Source organism: secondary endosymbiont of Heteropsylla cubana, from assembly GCF_000287355.1.
GTDB lineage: Bacteria > Pseudomonadota > Gammaproteobacteria > Enterobacterales > Enterobacteriaceae.
This window is the reverse complement of sequence record NC_018420.1, coordinates 419,592-439,354: the sequence shown is the minus strand read 5'-3', so window position 1 is coordinate 439,354 and position 19,763 is coordinate 419,592. Positions and strand designations below refer to the sequence as shown.

The 19,763-nt window shown below is 28.0% G+C and carries 7 protein-coding genes and 3 pseudogenes; 8 read left to right on the top strand and 2 right to left on the bottom strand.

From position 1 onward, the window contains the following. Window positions 1–925 precede the first annotated feature (925 nt). From A35E_RS03330 to nadE, 7 genes and pseudogenes are all read left to right on the top strand, one after another. A pseudogene (locus tag A35E_RS03330) lies at window positions 926–1,036 on the top strand (hypothetical protein); the annotation flags it as partial. Between the two features lie 123 nt (window positions 1,037–1,159). Further along, a pseudogene (hflK, locus tag A35E_RS03325) lies at window positions 1,160–1,961 on the top strand (FtsH protease activity modulator HflK); the annotation flags it as partial. Between the two features lie 214 nt (window positions 1,962–2,175). Then, entirely contained in the window at window positions 2,176–3,195 is a 1,020-nt protein-coding gene (hflC, locus tag A35E_RS01090; RefSeq protein WP_014888832.1) for a protease modulator HflC, read from the top strand. Window positions 3,196–4,867: 1,672 nt separating this feature from the next. Beyond that, the gene (locus A35E_RS01085) at window positions 4,868–6,166 is read left to right on the top strand and encodes an adenylosuccinate synthase (RefSeq protein WP_044105100.1); all 1,299 of its coding nucleotides are present in this window, start codon (window positions 4,868–4,870) and stop codon (window positions 6,164–6,166) included. A 1,311-nt stretch (window positions 6,167–7,477) separates the two neighbouring features. After that, window positions 7,478–9,793, top strand: coding sequence for a ribonuclease R (gene rnr, locus A35E_RS01080; protein WP_014888830.1), 2,316 nt, complete (start codon window positions 7,478–7,480; stop codon window positions 9,791–9,793). A gap of 1,044 nt (window positions 9,794–10,837) precedes the next feature. Then, window positions 10,838–11,587, top strand: a complete 750-nt coding sequence (gene rlmB / locus A35E_RS01075; protein ID WP_014888829.1) for a 23S rRNA (guanosine(2251)-2'-O)-methyltransferase RlmB — start codon at window positions 10,838–10,840, stop codon at window positions 11,585–11,587. A 72-nt stretch (window positions 11,588–11,659) separates the two neighbouring features. Then, on the top strand, window positions 11,660–12,484 hold the full coding sequence (gene nadE, locus A35E_RS01070) for an ammonia-dependent NAD(+) synthetase (RefSeq protein WP_014888828.1): 825 nt from the start codon (window positions 11,660–11,662) through the stop codon (window positions 12,482–12,484). Between the two features lie 2,207 nt (window positions 12,485–14,691). On the opposite strand, the gene A35E_RS03200 is transcribed toward nadE, so the two are convergent. After that, window positions 14,692–14,835, bottom strand: a complete 144-nt coding sequence (locus A35E_RS03200) for a hypothetical protein (RefSeq protein ID WP_160142533.1) — start codon at window positions 14,833–14,835, stop codon at window positions 14,692–14,694. A gap of 116 nt (window positions 14,836–14,951) precedes the next feature. Between A35E_RS03200 and A35E_RS03045 the strand changes: the two are divergent. Beyond that, window positions 14,952–15,298 (top strand): annotated as a pseudogene (locus A35E_RS03045) (DUF413 domain-containing protein). A gap of 1,704 nt (window positions 15,299–17,002) precedes the next feature. Here the strand turns inward: A35E_RS03045 and cls are convergent. Beyond that, the gene (cls, locus tag A35E_RS01065) at window positions 17,003–18,463 is read right to left on the bottom strand and encodes a cardiolipin synthase (protein WP_014888827.1); all 1,461 of its coding nucleotides are present in this window, start codon (window positions 18,461–18,463) and stop codon (window positions 17,003–17,005) included. Window positions 18,464–19,763: the final 1,300 nt, after the last annotated feature.

Genomic DNA, 19,763 nt, shown 5'->3' with positions numbered 1-19,763 from the left:
TAAATTTTAAATCTATTTATTGGTTTCTATAATTTAGACTAAATAATATTTTTTAATACAACACTTAACCTTTTAGATGATCTAGAACACAACGAAAGTACTTACAATTAACATAAAAACACCTTCGGTGATTAAATCAGATATTTAATAATTTTCTTCATATTCAGTAAAAATGTTCAAAAAAATGGAAATTTTACCACGCAATAAACAATTATTGTCTAAACTAAATTTAAGGGAAAATACAGATATCATGCATATATTATCTTCCTAAAATTATCTCTCTATACTACTTAACGGTGTTAAGACCTTACTTAACCTAATAAATAATAGCTAACAAGATCCAAAAAAACACATTTTATAAGACCCGGTAAAATAGTTTAAACAAATAAAATCATAGATTTACAAATAAAAATAAGAACTTCTAATTTCTATTAAAAAAATACAACACACCTCTTAATAACATTGATTACTTAAGATCAGCTTGCATTGAAAATGATACTATGATGGGAGCTAAACATATACAGAAGAAAGTTATCCATTATCAATGCTTAACAAATCAAGAATCATGTTCTATTTCATAAAGTGTTGGTTAAAAACCCTCAGTCTACATAATTACTATCCAGTCAAATAGATAAAGGTTTTATTATTTTAAATCAATTCATAGAATAATCCTTCTAAGACACCTAAAAAAACTTCTGGATCTTATAAAAAGACTAATCTGATTAATGGATGCTACGCTATAAAAATAACCTTTCTATCAAAAAAGTAACTTGATAAAATTTCAATATCAATCTGGTTATAAAATTGCTCATTATTGACTAGTATCGATTATATAAAAAGTATTAGTAACATTTTCATCTGAAGTGTCCTATGAGGCATTACTATTAAACAAGGTTAATTAAAGTTAAAAAAATGGAGCTAAACAATGCCGTGGAATCAGCCTGGGAACAACGGAGATAACCGAGACCCATGGGGAAGTAGCAGTAATAATGGCGACAACTCTGCGGGAAATAAAAAAAAAGGGAGAGATATAAAACGACCTCTCTCTCTAGGAGATATCTTCGTTCAATTTATTAACAAATTATCATCAATAAGAAAAAAAAGAATAGATTCCAACCTACCAGGTAGGCACAGTTTTTATCTCAGCATGATCATCATTGCTATTATCGTTATCTGGTCAGGAAGTGGCTTTTATACAATAAAAGAAGCTGAAAGAGGAGTAGTTTTGCGTTTTGGAAAATTTAGTTATATAGTTCAACCTGGTTTAAATTGGAGACCTACTTTTGTAGACAAAGTAATCGCAGTAAACGTAGAGTCAGTACGTGAATTAGCAGCCTCTGGTGTCATGTTAACCTCTGACGAAAACGTCGTACGCGTCGAAATGAATGTTCAATATCAAGTGATTGACCCTGAACGCTACTTGTTTAGTGTTATTTATCCTGATGATAGCTTACGTCAGGCAACTGATAGTGCTTTACGCGGAGTGATCGGTAAATACACCATGGATAGAATCCTAACAGAAGGTCGCACTGTAGTGCGAAGTGATACCCAACGTGTTCTCGAAGAAACTATCCAACCTTATAATATGGGCATGACTCTATTAGATGTTAACTTTCAAGCTGCCCGCCCACCAGAAGAAGTAAAGATGGCTTTTGATGATGCTATCGCAGCCCGAGAAAATGAACAGCAATATATCCGCGAAGCGGAAGCATACTCTAATGAAGTACAGCCACGCGCTAATGGTCAAGCACAACGTATATTAGAAGAAGGTAAAGCTTATAAAGCTCGGACTATACTAGAGGCAGAAGGTGAAGTGCAGAGATTTACAAAAGTGTTACCTGAATATAAAGCAGCACCAGAAATTACTCGTGAGCGTTTATATATTGATTCTATGGAGCGCATTTTAAAGAAAAATCGAAAAGTTCTTATCAACGATAAAAACAACAAGAATCTTCTAATTTTTCCAATCGAAGACGTCGCTCGCGATAAGTCAATTAGCAATCAGAAAGATAAATCAGCAGTAAGCGATACTATGCATCTATTTCAATTAGCTGATAATAATATGAAAATAAAAAACCCCACCTCTCGAGAGGGAAACCCTAACATATCAGTTATTGATCAACGTCAAGCTAACACGCAACGTAACAATACGACACGCGAAGGGAGAGGGTAAAAATGCGTAATTGTTTATTGCTTATTATAATCATAGTATTATTCAGTCTTTTTGGATCATTATTTCTTGTAGAGGAAGGAGAGCGCGGTATTGTTTTAAGATTTTCAAAAGTCTTACGTGATAAATCTAATAATCCTGTGATATACAAACCAGGTTTACATATTAAAATACCTTTTATTGAAACTGTTAAAAATCTTGACACCCGAATTCAAACGATGGAAAATCAAGCTGATCGCTTTGTTTCATTAGAAAAGAAAGATCTAATCGTTGACTCTTATATAAAATGGCGGATTAGCGACTTCAGTCGTTATTATCTTTCTACTGGAGGTGGTGATATTTCGCAAGCAGAAATCTTGCTAAAACGGAAGTTTTCAGATCGTCTTCGTTCAGAGCTTGGAAAATTAGATGTCAAAGGAATTGTTACCGATTCTCGCAATCGTCTCATGACTGATGTTAGAAACGCGCTAAATAACGGAACTTCTGGGGAAGATGAAGACATACAAGTAATAACAGCTGATAACACAATCGCTTCTGATTCGGATAGAGTAGAGAACGACTTTCATAACTCTCAAGCGTCGATAAACTCGAACAGTATGAATGCGTTAGGAATCCAAGTTGTTGACGTACGTATAAAGCAAATCAACTTACCTACGGAAGTATCAGATGCTATATATCAACGTATGCGTGCTGAGCGTGAAGCTGTGGCGCGGCGTCATCGTTCCCAAGGTCTAGAAGCAGCGGAAAAGCTACGTGCTACAGCAGATTACCAGGTGACTCGTACATTAGCTGAAGCCAAGCGTCAAGCTTTAATTATTCGGGGTGAAGCAGATGCGGCGACTGCTAAATTATACGCCGATGCATTCAACGAAGATCCAGAATTCTATGCTTTTATAAGAAGTTTAGTAGCATATGAAAATAGTTTTTCTAATAAAAATGATATAATGGTATTAAGTACCGAAAGCGATTTCTTTCGATTTATACAATCTTCAAAAAATACCTTGGTTAACAGTTCTCAACCCTAATTCTGCCTTCTCTCTTCCAATAATGTTGATCAGGCCCGCTCTGTCGGGCTTCTTGTATTAAAATAAATACTTCTCTTTTTTTTAAACGTAAATTATCTTCAATAAAACTACATCTACTACGCAACAGGTGTTTTATATCTATAAATGTTTTATAAATTGTTATATTGTAGACTACCTTAATTATATAAATAAATTTTTTTAATTAAAAATTATATTTTTATTTAATAGAATTAAAAAATTTATTTAATTTATTATATAATATTTAAATTTTTAGTAAACAACTAAAATATATCATTAATTAAAACATTACTGAACTAACCTTTAAAAAATAAAAAAAATAACTATATAATTAAGATAACGTCTCTGATCACAAAAAACATAATATTTGTTAGATACACAAAAAAATTTAATTATGATAAATTACACCATAAAAAATACTCATTAATTTCATTAAAAAATTTGATTATAGTGTATTTTATAGCCTATAAGCGATAGCTAATGACTTTATCTTTTTATGGTGACTTATTGTCATTAACGTAGCTATTTCCATTACACACATCAAAACTTTTATCTATATATAGTCAACTATTTTTTCTGAAAATTGCTAATATAATTAATATACTTTAAAATAAAAAAATATTAAATAATATATACATTTTACTTCTAATATATATAAGAAAATACTTATTTTTTTATCTTTTACCTTTTGATGGTAATAAAACAGCAATTAACAATACATATCTAATTCATGAAAGAAAAAAAATTGCATAGAAAAATGAATTTTATTGTTCTATTCACAATAATATGCAATTTATAATTAAATTATTTTTAGTAACTAATGTCTTTCTAAAAAAATCTCTATTTAGCATATCTACAATCCTCATCTTTATATTATTACCTTATAAAAAAAATTTATTGATAGTGAAAATACAGTATTTTTTTAACCGAAACTATTTTAGTTATCAATTAAATAAGCAATTAATTGCAAAATTTTAGTTAATAACTAAATGAAAATAAACTCAACTAATCCCCTTCAATATAAAATAAAATAAGATAGAAAATTTATTTGTTCAAAAACAATCATTTCTAATAGATATAGATGATAATAAAATAGTAATTTAGGATTATAATCATATATATACTAGTTATATTAATTATCATAAAATAGTTATGTACAATAATATATTAAATAATTGTTAATTTTAATTACCATTCACTAAGTTGAACGCTATTCAATATTTTTTTTAAACCTTCTATATCTATTATGGATAAGATTATCATAAAAAAATTATAATATTATTCTTCCATATAACAAATTTATCTAAAACACTATTAAGATATAGAAAAATCTAATTTGAAGAATGCTTCATTAGTGATTATCATGAAAGAAATAAAGATATCCTCTAAACTCAATTGTTTATATAATTTTCTTATCTTTATTATCACAATAAAATTTATAATATTTTCATGAAAATAAAATAGTTAGTGTTACTTCGATGCTACTAGCAGATTGTTTATTTTTATCTATAACGTTATGATTGTAATCATTTATCTTTATTATGTTGATCTTTTCTATAAAAACTTTTATTTGATCTACAAATATAGTAACACCATTAAAGTCATATATTTAAATTATATTCATTCGCTCTTAAATCATTTGGTAAAATTCATAATGGGTAAAAATATTGTTGTTCTTGGCACTCAATGGGGTGATGAAGGTAAAGGGAAAATCGTCGATCTCTTAACAGAAAGAGCTAAATATGTTGTTCGTTATCAAGGAGGGCACAATGCTGGACATACTTTAGTGATCAATGGAAAAAAAATAGTTCTTCATATAATCCCTTCAGGAATTCTACATAAAAACGTTATAAACGTTATCGCTTCTGGCGTCGTGTTATCACCAGAAGCATTCATAAAAGAAATATATGAACTAGAATCAAAAAATATTCCAGCACGTTCGCGCATGGTAATTTCTGAATCCTGTCCGCTTATTCTTGCTCATCATGTTGCCATAGATATAGCTCGTGAAAAAGCTCTTCTTGATAAAGCTATTGGTACAACTGGTCGTGGGATCGGGCCCGCTTATGAAGATAAAATAGCTCGTCGAGCACTCCGCGTGGGTGATATTTTTAATAAAAAAAAATTTGCTGATAAGCTTAAAGAAGCTGTACACTATTATAATTTTCAATTAGTACATTATTACAATTCTAAACCAGTAAATTTTCAAAAAATTTTAAAAGATATATTAGAAGTAGCTGACATACTAACTACTATGGTTGTAGATGTTTCTGAGCTCCTAGACAGAGCTCGTAAACGTGGTGACGTAATAATGTTTGAAGGTGCACAGGGAATGTTATTAGACATCGACCATGGCACTTATCCATATGTTACTTCATCAAATACCACTGCTGGTGGAGTGGCTACTGGTTCCGGTTTTGGTCCACGTTATCTAGACTATATTTTAGGTATCTTAAAAGCCTATTCAACTCGCGTTGGCTCAGGTCCATTTCCTACTGAATTAGTGGATGATATAGGAGATTTTCTTTGTGCTAAAGGAAATGAGTTTGGAACAACCACTGGTCGCCGACGACGAGTAGGCTGGTTAGATACAGTAACGATTCGTCGCGCAATACAAATAAATTCACTATCTAGCTTATGCCTTACAAAACTTGATGTACTAGACGGTCTGGAGAAAATCAAAATATGCACTTCCTACCGCCTACCTAATGGACGTATAACAGAACATACCCCTTTATCAATAGATAATTGGAAAAATATTGAGCCAATTTATGAAACGATGCCGGGCTGGGAAAAAAATACCGTTAACCAACAGTCATTTAATAAGCTACCAGCAGAAGCGCGGTACTACATTAAACGCATCGAAGAAATTGCCGGCATACCTATAGATATAATTTCAACAGGACCTGATCGTAGCGCAACAATAACCTTACGCGATCCATTTCACGATTGATTTATGTCATGATATAGAAATTAGGATTTTCATCCTTCAATATGATATATCAATAATATATATATGTATTTTATATAAAATATATATATTTAAACTTTTTTATATTAAAAAGATAATTTTAATATAAAATGCTATTTTATATAAATAATTTTTTCAAAATTTATATACATAAAAATCAAAAAAAATTTCAAACAATTCAAACATGATATAATTTTAGATATTTTTAATAGCTAACAGTTAGTTTGTAAGAAAAATCATTATTAAATTTTCATATTATTACCATTTTAAATACATACTACTTTTATTGCTCTCCATTTAACGTTAATTAATTTTAAATTCTTATAAACTTAAATTTATATCTTATAAATATCTTAAAGATAAAAACGGTTATTTTTTTTTGATTGATTACTAAAACAACCATTTTCTCAAAGAGCGCGTTTCTTTAATAAAAATTATATTCTATAACCAATTAACTAGGTTTATGATATTACTTATATAAACAACACTTTTTAAATTAAATAAAGATAATAAATGATTTATTAATATTTATTTTTATAAATAATCTCTAATCGAGGATTATTTCCTTCTTTAAATTTTAAAGTTATCAACTTATAAAATATACAATAATAAAATCAACAAAAATAACAAACGATTTCATTTTTAATTTCATGCATTCGCTGTACAGATTACATCTATAAAAAAATCTAGTTTTTACAACTAATATAATCAGACTTTTGTTCACCTTATCAAGAATATGTAATCCTCATTAGTTGCCAGCTATATAGATTTATTGATATTAATTTTAATTGATACTATTTTTTATTTTTTTATACATGAATCATCTAGCTGTTCTAGTTGGTTGCTAATATGATTTAATAATCAAGTTAGTCAAATTATATAACGTCTAGAAAATGTACATTTTGTTGTTAACATAATAATTTTATTATTAAACAATAATAACCTTCATTGTATTGTTTAGTTTTTTTTGTGCAATCTATATTATCTCTCGAATAATCAAATGTTTGAGATATCGTCCAAGAGATCGATACAGCTTAATAAACATGTTATAAATAAGCTAATCTTTTATTAGAGACTTTTATTGGTACAAGAAACCCAAAAGTCTTGAATGATGATGATCTTATAAACGTATAATCACCTAAAATCTAGATTGTTTAAAAAAAATAGCTATCATCACCTAAATTATCTAGATTATCTCATTATTTTACATCATTTATGAAGACAACTTTCTAGCTAGATGCACTAGCTAGTTAATACCATGATAACCTATTTTTAAAATATGGAGGTGATACAATGTTACAGAATCCTTTGCTAATTCAAGAACTGAAAAAGCATACATGTTCGATTCCTAGTCGAAAAGATATTCTCGCCCATTTGACTAAACAAGACAAACCTATCCGAAAAGAAGATCTTGAACAAGAACTTGAGATTTTTGGAAAAGAACAGCTGGGAGGTTTCCACCAGCTCCTGCATGCTATGGAAAAAGATGGAGAATTAATTTTAATCCAACAACAATACTATACACTTCCAGACTATGTTAACCGTATATACGGTACAATTATTGGTCATCGAGAACACTTTGGTTTCCTGAGAGTTTTAGGTGATAAAGATGACTATTATTTATCTGCTGAACAAATGAAACTTGCTATACATGGTGATTTAGTTATGGCAGAACCCCATAACCAGGATAGGAAGGGTCGTCGAGAAGCACGCATTCTCCAAGTTCTTGTCCCAAATTCTAGTCATATTGTTGGCCGTTTTTTTATTGATGCTAATAATATATTTGTTGTGCCAGACGATAGTCGCTTAAATTTTAATATATTTATCCCTAAAGAAGAAACTCGAGGCGCTGGAGTAGGATTTATTGTGGTTGTAGAGTTAATGCAACGCCCGACGCGCCAAAATAAAGCTATAGGTAAAGTAGTAGAAGTGCTAGGGGATAACATGAGTACAAGTATAGCTGTGAATATTGCGTTACGTAACCATGCAATTCCTTATATATGGTCACCAGAAGTCAAAGAGCAACTTGCTCATTTACAAGAAGAAAATAAGGTTGCGATAATAATAAAAGATAAGTGTGAACGAGTTGACATACGCATGCTACCACTGATGACAATTGACGATGAAGATGCACGTGACCTTGATGACGCTGTGTATTGTGAAAAAGAACCAAGTGGAGGTTGGCACCTTTGGGTTGCAATTGCTGATGTAAGTTATTATGTGCGCCCTGATACACCCCTTGATCAAGATGCTATCCGGAGAACTACTTCAGTTTATTTTCCATCAGAAGTGGTTCCTATGCTTCCCGAACTATTATCTAATAATCTATGCTCCTTAAATCCAAACGTTGACAAACTATGTCTTGTATGCGAAATGATTGTTTCTACTCAAGGAGAACTCTCTTCTTATAAGTTTTATGAAGCGATAATGCACTCACATGCTCGACTGACTTATAATGAAGTATTTAATATTCTAGAGAAGAGACAACAAGGACATATCCAGCATGCATCAATTATTTCATCGATAAAACAACTACATGAAATGTATAAAACCCTTGAAAAAGCTAAAATTCAACGAGGTGGTATTTCATTTAACACTGAAGAAACTAAATTTGTTTTCAATTCAGAGCAACGAATCGCACATATTGAACCATTTAAGCGAAATCATGCTCATAAACTGATTGAAGAATGCATGATTTTAGCAAATATTTCTGCAGCTCGATTTGTTGAAAAATATAAAGAACCGGTTCTCTATCGTGTTCATGATCGACCTACCAAAGAAAATATTGCATCGTTAAAAACAGTCTTAGCAGAATTAAGCTTAAATCTTGGCGGGGGTGAAAAACCTGAGCCTAAAGATTATGCCAATATGATGACTAGGATAGCAGTTCGCTCTGATTATGAAATGTTGCATTTGATGCTACTTAGATCAATGAAACAAGCAAATTATGATCCAGACAATCGCGGTCACTTTGGCCTAGCTTTGCCAGCATATGCTCACTTTACGTCTCCGATCCGCCGTTATCCCGATCTAGCTCTACATCGTACAATTAAATACATTCTTGGAAAACAAAACGGTCAAATTCACGGTCGTTCAACACCATCTGGTGGTTGGCACTCTGAAAAAAAAGAATTATTTCAATTAGGTCAACGATGTTCACTCAATGAACGTCGAGCTGATGAAGCAACTCGTGATGTAGAAGACTGGTTAAAATGTGATTTTATGAAAAATCATGTAGGCAAGCACTTTAACGGCATTATTACAAACGTTACTAATTTTGGGTTTTTTGTTCGTCTTGATCCATTTTATATTGAGGGACTTGTTCATGTTTCATCATTAAAAAATGACTATTTTCGCTATGATAACATTAAACAAAGATTAATCGGAAATTCTAAAAAAATTATATACCGTCTTGGAGAGCCAGTAAAAGTTCTTGTTAAATCCGTGCATATGGAAGAACGAAGAATTCATTTTTCTTTAATTTCTAGTATTTATCAACTTAAAAAAAAGAAATTTAGAAACTATTGTCAACCTAAAACTCTTAAAAACACTAAAAGAAAGACTTTATATATTCACCGCAACACTAAAAAAATAGAAACATTAAAATAATTGTTATACTTAATAAAAAAAATGGATATCAAAAAAATAAAATCAAAAGTAAAAAAAATAAATAAAAACGTGGAATTCATTCCTCTTTAACACAACTAATCACGCAAATTTTCAAGATAAAAAATCTTTTAAAAATCTAGTTTTTTTTGCAAAATCAAGTTTTTTAAAATAAATTTTCTCTATTTATTATAACAAACATTATAATTTATTTAAATGTAATTAAAAAATGTTAGTGTATGTTTAAATTTTGCCATGATAATAATCAAGAAAATAATTAAAAGGCTTTTCTATTCTTTTAAAAAAACACATTAAATATCATACTTATTTGAACATAAAGTTATAAACTAAAACACTTGATATAGACAACAAATAAACCTATAAAACTTTATAACAGATAATCAATTATAACTAATTTAAAACCCATATATTCTAATTTCATAATACATATCGTAATAATCAAGCTTTTTTAGCCCTAATTTAGAAGATTTAGAGGGCTAAATTAACTTTTTATGTAAACGAGGTGATATCTTAATCATAAGACTCCACTAACAGAAAGTAACAATCTATTTTATATACAGATATAGATACTACATCTATTAAAAATATTTGCTAAATTATTTATATAATAAAATAAAAACTACTTACATGAATAGATTCTGGAATTAAATTAATATTTTAACCGCACCAATATTATAAGATATCTACTTCTCTATTAAAAGAAGCAATATTCAAAGAAAAAGTCGGGGATAAAAATATTAATAAAAACCTAAATAGATCTTATTCTACAAAAGTTTTATAACAAACCATTTAACATGTTTATATATATTATTTATATAGTTGTATCTATAAAATACACAAATATTATTTTTAATAGAAACATACTGTCCTTGATAATATGGAGATTATAAAATCTAAACTGAACAAAAAAAAATGTTTAGTAAAAAGGTTAATCACTACGTTTTCTTTAACAAGAAAATAACATTGGTTATCAAAATAATTTAAAAACGGACTTAGAATAACTATCGGATGAAGAGAAAAATTATTATGAACGAAATTATTTATGGTGTTCATTCCGTAGAAACGTTACTAATATACGCTCCACATCGTATACTAGATCTTTACTTGCTAAAAGATCATGATAACCGCCGTTTTTATAAATTAATAGAACCGTTAAGAAAAAAAGGTATTTCTATATATATAGTAAATCGGCAATTTTTAGATAAAAAAGCAAAAGGTGGCTTACATCAAGGCATCATCGCTCTTGTTCAAAAACCTCGAAAATATAAGGAAAAAGATCTTATAGATCTTCTAGAAAACAAACCTAAATTACTGCTTGTTCTTGATAACGTCACTGATCCGCATAATCTTGGTGCTTGCCTACGTACTGCAGATGCTGCTGGAGTACAAGCAGTAATCATACCTAACAATCGTACTGCACCTCTTAATCCTATCGCAAAAAAAGTCGCGAGCGGAGCTGCAGAAACCATACCTCTTATACGTGTAATTAATTTAGCACGCACTTTACGTTTGCTAAAAGCATATAATATATGGGTGGTTGGTACTACTACAGAATCAGATAAATATTTTTATCAAACTAAACTAACCCAACCACTTGCGGTGGTTATGGGTTCAGAAGGTAAAGGAATAAGACGTCTTACACAAGAACACTGCAGTGAATTAATCAGCATCCCTATGTCTGGAGCCCTTTCTTCTCTTAATGTTTCCGTTGCTGCTGGAATCTGCTTATTTGAAGTTATTAGACAACGCAATTCAATTATTATTCAGAACAGTTAATTATTATACCTTGTTGTTCTAAACAACGCTCCATATTATTGTTAATCTTTTATTTTTACTAGGAACATATAGGTGAACATACAAAAAGAAATTATAAAAAATCTCGGTGTTAAATCTACAATTAATCCAATCACTGAATTCCGAATTAGTGTAGATTTTATTAAAAGCTATTTATATAAAAATGCCTGTTTTCGCACTCTTGTGTTAGGTATTAGCGGAGGACAAGATTCAACGCTAACTGGTAAAATCTGTAAACAAGCTATTAGTGAATTACGTGTTGAAACTAATTGTATTGACTATCAATTTATTGGTGTCCGACTACCTTATGGGATACAAATAGATGAAGAAGACTGCCGCAATGCAATTGATTTTATTCAACCTGATCGAGTAATTACAGTGAATATCAAACAATCTGTTCAGGCTAGTGAATCTAGCTTGAAAGACGCAGGTATTATACTAAGCGATTATGCTAAAGGAAATGAAAAAGCTCGCGAACGAATGAAAGTACAATATAGTATTGCAGGAATACATGCAGGTCTCGTAGTAGGCACTAATCACTCTGCAGAAGCAGTGACTGGTTTTTTTACTAAATATGGTGATGGAGGTACTGACATTAATCCCATCTTCCGATTAAATAAACGGCAGGGTCGCATTATACTGCAATATCTTGGATGTCCTCAACATTTATATCTAAAAGCACCTACGGCTGATTTAGAAGATAACCGTCCTGGAGTACCTGACGAAATAGCTTTAGGTATTACCTATGACATGATAGATGACTATTTAGAAGGAAAAACTATTAACACTGCGTTCAGTAGCATCATTGAAGATTATTATCTTAATAGCAAACATAAACGTCATTTGCCAGTAACAATTTTTAATAATTTTTGGAAATAAATTACTAACAATAAAAATTTTTAGTTATATAATTAAAAGAATGATACCATGGTTATTCCAAGTATCAAAAATGACAGATATTTTAACTACTTCGCCATTCAGCATTTGCTAAATATGTTAAGTAAATTTTTATAGAAAAATGTCTTAACAAAGCATTAACAAATGAATAAACTTAACAATGTAAATTTACTTATACAAAATCTATTTTTTTCTGAATAAAACTTATTCGATGTAATATTTAAATATGTGTATGATTTTTTAATAATGAAGTATACAAAGATCATCATTGATGATATTGCCATTAATAACAAAAAAAAACTATTTTCTAGATTTTTATGACAACTATTTGTTTTATAACATTTGAACAATTGTATCCCATTATCTTCTTTTCTTGATAAAAATTTTAAAATTATATTAAAAAATATAATCATACACATGATTTATACTTATAAAAATATTAACAATAAATATCTACATCATAGATAAAAAGTAATAAAAAATGTTGAATTTTTCCTTTAAAAATACAAAATATCTACTTGTTAAAACAATATTTTTAATAAACGCTAATTAAATATTGCAACCAAAGTAAATCAATTCACGTATTTTAATTCAAAAAAAATAATTATCAAAAACACACAACTATAGTAAATATTTTATGGAAGAAAAGCTAGATTTATAAATTTTGTCATCCTTTTTTTTATCCAATAAAGTTTATAGAAACCCATTGTTTATTTCTAATAATTAACATATGAAAAATTTTCAATGTAATGCACGTTAATAACTAATATATTATGCATGTTGTTTAATAAATAAACGTGTAGATATCTTTTTAAGTATATACAAAACTTATCATATTATCTTTTTATACTAAACAAACAAGTTATTCTGTAACCAAACTTTTATTTAATAACTTAATTAAAGTTAGTGTTTTAATTAACTTCATGTCATAAAAATTAAAAAAACATTCATTCAATATTAGAAAATATTTTTTTAACATCCATGATATTTATAAATAATAAATTTACTTATCAATTCGTTCGATAAGAAAAAATTAAATAAATTGAAATAATTCATAACATGCCTAAATTGTCTACAACTAATATTTTAGATCTTTTATAGATAAAAAGATTAGGAGGAATAAGTAGTAATGCATAGTTAAAATAACTATTTTTAGTTTAAATATTTTATAGAAAAAATCTATAATGTTAGATAAAAAATCCTACATAAACCAGTTGAATATAAATTAACTTTAAATATTTATAGAAATATTTATTATAATATTAAATGCGTGATTCTGAAAAAAATTATAATAAAAACAAAGACTCTTTATAACTTATAAAGTATTTAATTTTAATCAAAAAAAATATTCTTTATACGTATGAAGCACGATTCTTAGATCTTTTTTTTGTAAATTTTTTTTATTTTTTTTTATAAAATAAATAAAATTTATCAACCAATAAAACTTAAATACATTTAAAAAACATAATTTTAAATTATAATTAATATAACCTAAAAATATTATGACACCTCTGTTTTTAAATATTTTTTTATTATATCTCTTTGATCGTTATTTTGTAGCTACACTGCGTATAGAGAACGCGTTGTTAAAGGAACAATATTATTAACTCATAAATCTACGAAAAATTTAGCCTAGCAAGTAGAAAGAAAAGAACAAGCTTCCATCATCTCTAATAGTTGACATGTCAACTAAACAAGTATTGTTATTACAATCAATATCTTTTTTAGCTATAGTTGTTTTAATAAATACAAAAATCACCCCAATTTAAGTTGAATATAAGGATATATCTCTCTACATGATACACTGCTAGTATTAATAAAAAGCATTAGCGATAAACAACAAAGATAGTAACTAGCTAACTCTTCTATTTTTTATGATTCAGTAGAAATAATTAAATCTAATTGATGTTCATGCAACCCTTTTAACAATCCCTAACATAACGAGATACGAGCTTCAACTTGTAAATCCAAGCATCTTTGATAAAGACTATGCAACCATTCATCGAGCTATGCTTCCGATAAAGACGTACTAGAACCGATAAATAAAGACGTTTGTTATGACGAGTTAGTTACTTCCTAACTCAACATGCATCCAAGTAATCATTAAATCTTCTACACAGAGAAGAAATCTTTTTTTTCAACTGATTTTAAACGAATATTGTTTCTATGATGTGTAAACAGTATTGCCCTTATTTTTTTTGTTCTAGATGGCGAATAAGAAAACTTACCACCGATTGTATTGAATAAATAGCCTCTGCTGCTCCTAAAAAATATCGAGCACGGCCGACTGCTAAAAACGTTTTTAATAATTCTATGTCTACTACAATCTCCAAAAAAAACAAATTATCATATTTAATAAATTTTTTTTACAAAATGTCAAACCTCACTATTACTCCGCGCAGTAATAGTATGATGCTTTACTTTATGTAGAAAATAGGAATGCATTAAGATGGTTGATAGTTTCTCTAGTACAACTCGTTATTTTAATAATAAATATTATCCTCGCGGATTTTCACGACATGGTCATTTTACTATTTGAGAAACTCAACTATTGGAATGTTTTGGTCATGCTTTTATAGTGATCTAGATAATAGTAAACAATATCCACTTACCGAATATAAGAAGCATTTTATAGAAGTGCGTAATAAACAACGTTTCCCTTCTAATGAACATAAAAAGGCATGATTCAAATACATTAAACATAATCGTCACCCTAAACGTTTTCATATACTTTTCGATAGTAAACCACGGGATGTGGTTAATGATTATGCTGATCCTAATGAAGGGCAAAAGTGATTAACTAACATTACTTTATAAAAATATTTTTAACAAGGTATACTTATTTAGTTTAGATAAAAATAGTGTATAAAAAAAACTTGTTTAATTAAAATAATTAATTTATATAAAAATTATGTTATTAATTTTATTAATTTTTTAAGTTTATTTTATCCATATATGTTATTATTGAATACTATAGTTGAAATAACTTTTCATTGCATAGCAAATTAATAAAATACTAGTTTATACTTTATAAAGTAAATATTCTATTTATTAACTAAGAAATAGTCTGTTCTCTTATCAAGAGATAAGATAATTTATTGCTAATAATCAATGCAACAATTTAAATAAATAATATTAAAAATAAATTTTTATCACGTATTTTAATTCATATAGCTTCAAACAAGATGATAAATTTATTTAAATTATTATATATTAATATAAATTCACTAACTATTACTAAAGACGGATTTCTATAGATAGAATTCTTCTCTATGTTTTTATAACGATTTTATTCAGTAAAACACTATAGAAATTATATAATTTATTTTATATTAAATAATATATATAAAAATATTATTGTTTTTGAATCTAATAAAAAATATTTTATATAAACGATACTGTTTTTATAGAGATATCATCTCCAAACTAGAGCTTGGTATCAAAAATAAATTTATCGATATAGAATATATATAAAATATGCACAATTAATAAACATGCATATTTTACATAAAAAATATTACCTTTCATATGAATTTCAATTACTTAATAAAATCACAAGCTTTAAATAGTAAATTACTATGCTTATAAAATAACTATTTAGTTGATATTTTTAGTAAAATTAACTTAATAAATTAATTTTATAAAAAAAGTGTTAAAGTATGCTAAACAAATAATTTGTTTTCATATATCAGTAAAATTTTTGTCTTAACAAAAACCACATTCTTAATATTTTCTTTACAATACAAAGAATTTTATTTGTTGATTTTAAAAAACTAAATTTTGTTCAATCAACAAAAAAAATAACAAGCTAAATTTATATAAAAATATTTTCATCAAAATCGTAAATTTTGTTTTTTTATAAAACGTTGAACTTTCCGTTGCGATTTATAAAAGGCAGAGAAATAATATTTAATAATAATTTTTGATATAAATATTTTTTTTGATAAAACATAACAACATCTAAAATAGTTTTTAAAAACATTTCATGTATAAAAAACATCTTTTAACTTAGAAAAATCTTTTAAAAAAAAGATCTAAATTAGATTGATTACAATGAAGCATGAATTTATGGTTTATGAAATTGACAAAATCATTATTTTTCTTAAAAAAATTTTTAAAAAAATTTTTAGATCAAGCAAACAAGCAACATTTTATACGAACATTTATTCCTAATAAAATAATTTTATAAATATATCGATTAAATATTAATGTTAATTAAACAGTTATTGCATAAATAATATTAGTTTTTTTACTATAATGTTTTTACGCGGTATCTAGGTATACAAACTATGATAGTAACTATAAAACTACTTCTGACACTTAACTACACAAACAAAACTATTGATGTATTTAAATAAAAGTTATAAAAAATACCAAACAAATAAACTATTTTATTATAAACAAAAATAAAAATCTAAATTTTTATAGAAAATCTTAAAAATATAGATTGCTAGTCTAGAAAATCAATCTAATAGAATCTTCACGTCATATTGAAAAAAGTTAAAGCAAGGGACTAAAAAAATAAAAAAGTCGCTCAATAATACGTTGCCAATAAGGACGCATAGACCATAAGTGGAGCGAAACAAGGCGCGAACAAGAAATATACTTCTCCTGTATTCGAGCCAAATCTTTTCCAAAATTTTCGTCATCAATCACGAGCATAATTTCAAAATTTAACCATAAACTTCGCATATCTAAATTTACCGTCCCAATTAAACTTAATTGGCCATCAACCAGAATACTTTTTGTATGCAAAAATCCTCCTAAAAATTGATGAATAAAAACACCAGCTTCTAGTAATTCACAAAAAAATGCACGGCTAGCCCAACCAACTAACATAGAATCATTATGACGTGGAATAATAATATGCACCTCTACACCACGCTGTGCTGCTGTACAAATAGCATGAAGTAAGTCGTCACTTGGAACCAAATAAGGTGTTGTCATTACTAACGTAGTCCGAGCCGAATAAATGGAGGTGAGCAATACTTGATGAATAAACCCCTCTGGAAAGCCAGGACCAGAAGGTATTACATGAACGACATATTCCGCATTTTCTTCAAAAGGGATAACATGTACATTTGGTGGTTTAAGGCGAATACGCTCTCCTGTTTCTATTTCCCAATCAAAGGAAAAAATTATTCCCATCGCAATCACAACTGCTCCTTCCATCCGTGCAAGGATATCTATCCATTGACCAACACCAGCATTTTTTTTAAAAAAACGCGGATCTACCATATTCATACTACCAGTATAAGCAACATGATTATCAATTAGCACCATTTTCCGATGTTGACGCAAATCCATACGGCGTAAAAAAACCCGTAGTAGATTAACATGTAATGCTTCTACAATGCGTACTCCAGCATCACGCATAAGAGATGGATAATTACTGCGAAAAAAATCCACACTACCTCTAGAATCTAGCATTAAACGACAAAAAACACCTCTCCGTGCTGCCTCTATCAAAGCCTCTGCTACTTTGTCTACCAGGCCACCCGTTTTCCAAATATAAAAAACTATCTCAATATTTTTTTTAGCTTGCTTAATATCATGAATTAATGCTAATAATGCATCGTCGCTACTAGTAAGTAAATCTATTTTCTCTCCCCTGATCCCACTCATACCCTGTCGATGTTCACACAATTGAAATAAAGATTGGGCGGATTTACTATGTTTATTGCTAAAAATATATGGATAATCTTGAAGGTTTTTCATCCATTTAGCAGTAAAATGCCAAAGCATTTTACTGCGTTCGGCACGACGCTTACCTAAATTACGTTCACCAAACAATAAATAAGCAATAACCCCCACTAAAGGAAAAATATAAATAACCAATAACCAAGCCATGGCCGATGGAACAGCACGACGTTTCATCATCACCCGCAAGGTAACCCCTGCAATCAATAACCAATATCCAAACAACAACAAGCAATTGATCACGAAATAAAGCGTTATCATAGAAACAAATATCCTGTTCAATGAACATGAGATTAAATTTACGTACCAGGGAAACGGTAAGATGCTTCTTTTAATTTTCATGCAATACGTAAAAACATTTATGCGCATAATTTTAAGAGAAGTTTTTATATAGGTTGGATTTTTAGATAATAAAAGCTTTAACATATAAAAACTGATAACTAGCACAAAATTTTTTATTATTAAAAATTTAAATTTTATGCATATTTAACAGTCTTATTTTATTAATTAATTCTATACAACTATAGCTTCTTAACTACTTGTATATAAAATGGACATATGATTCAACATACTTTAATGAAGTATTTAATCTGAAATATAGATTTGTTTATCTACTATCTAAAATAGTACATTTCTTTTAATTTCATTATTTTTTTTTCATATGCTACATGTAAAGAATGTAGTTATAGAGAAGCTAAACATTTAATTACATATTACAAATTGTCTCTTAATCACATTAATATCATTATCATCAACTTATTACATATCAAAAAAAAATAATAAAATATCCCAACCAGAATTAGTTAATGTTTCGTATATATTTCCAAAAATTCTAATTAATTAATATTAAAACAACTTAAATTCAGTCATGCCAATAAAAAAATAACTTACTGTTGCTAGTTAATCATTTAAATTATCTTTACCTATATTTTCTATCTCCTATAGCCTTTGTCTTTTACTGAAACATCTTTTATTTTCTATTTAATTCAGTTTTGAAACAATATGTTTAATATCTAAATTATTAGACATATTATATTAATACAATCAATTTTTATATAAAAATAACGTACTCTTATTCGCTATCTTTTTAGTTAATACTCTAGCATATCTTTATAAAAAATTTTTTCTCTAAGATATTTTTATAACCTAAAAACAATACTTTTTATTCTAAATATAAAATATAAAATCTGTTTTACTAAATGTACAAAATAGAGTTAACAACTTATCAATCTTTCATTTGTCGATCTTTATGAAAGAAATCAACACTTTCTTTTAAATATTTTATTCACTATCAATATAAGCTAAAACAATATAACTAGTTCTCTCAAAAACTATATAACATTTTTATATTGTTTGCTAAAAAAAATAGTTACACTAAACGTTTTAAACAATCTCGTTCTATTGAAAATTAATTATTATTAGACAACTAAAACCAAACGTATAAAAATCATCATCCATACAATCTAGGTGATAAAACAAATATTTAAAAAAAATAAAACTTATGAGACTTTCTTTTATAAATCAACAATGTTTCTATATAAATAGAAAAATATAAAAATAT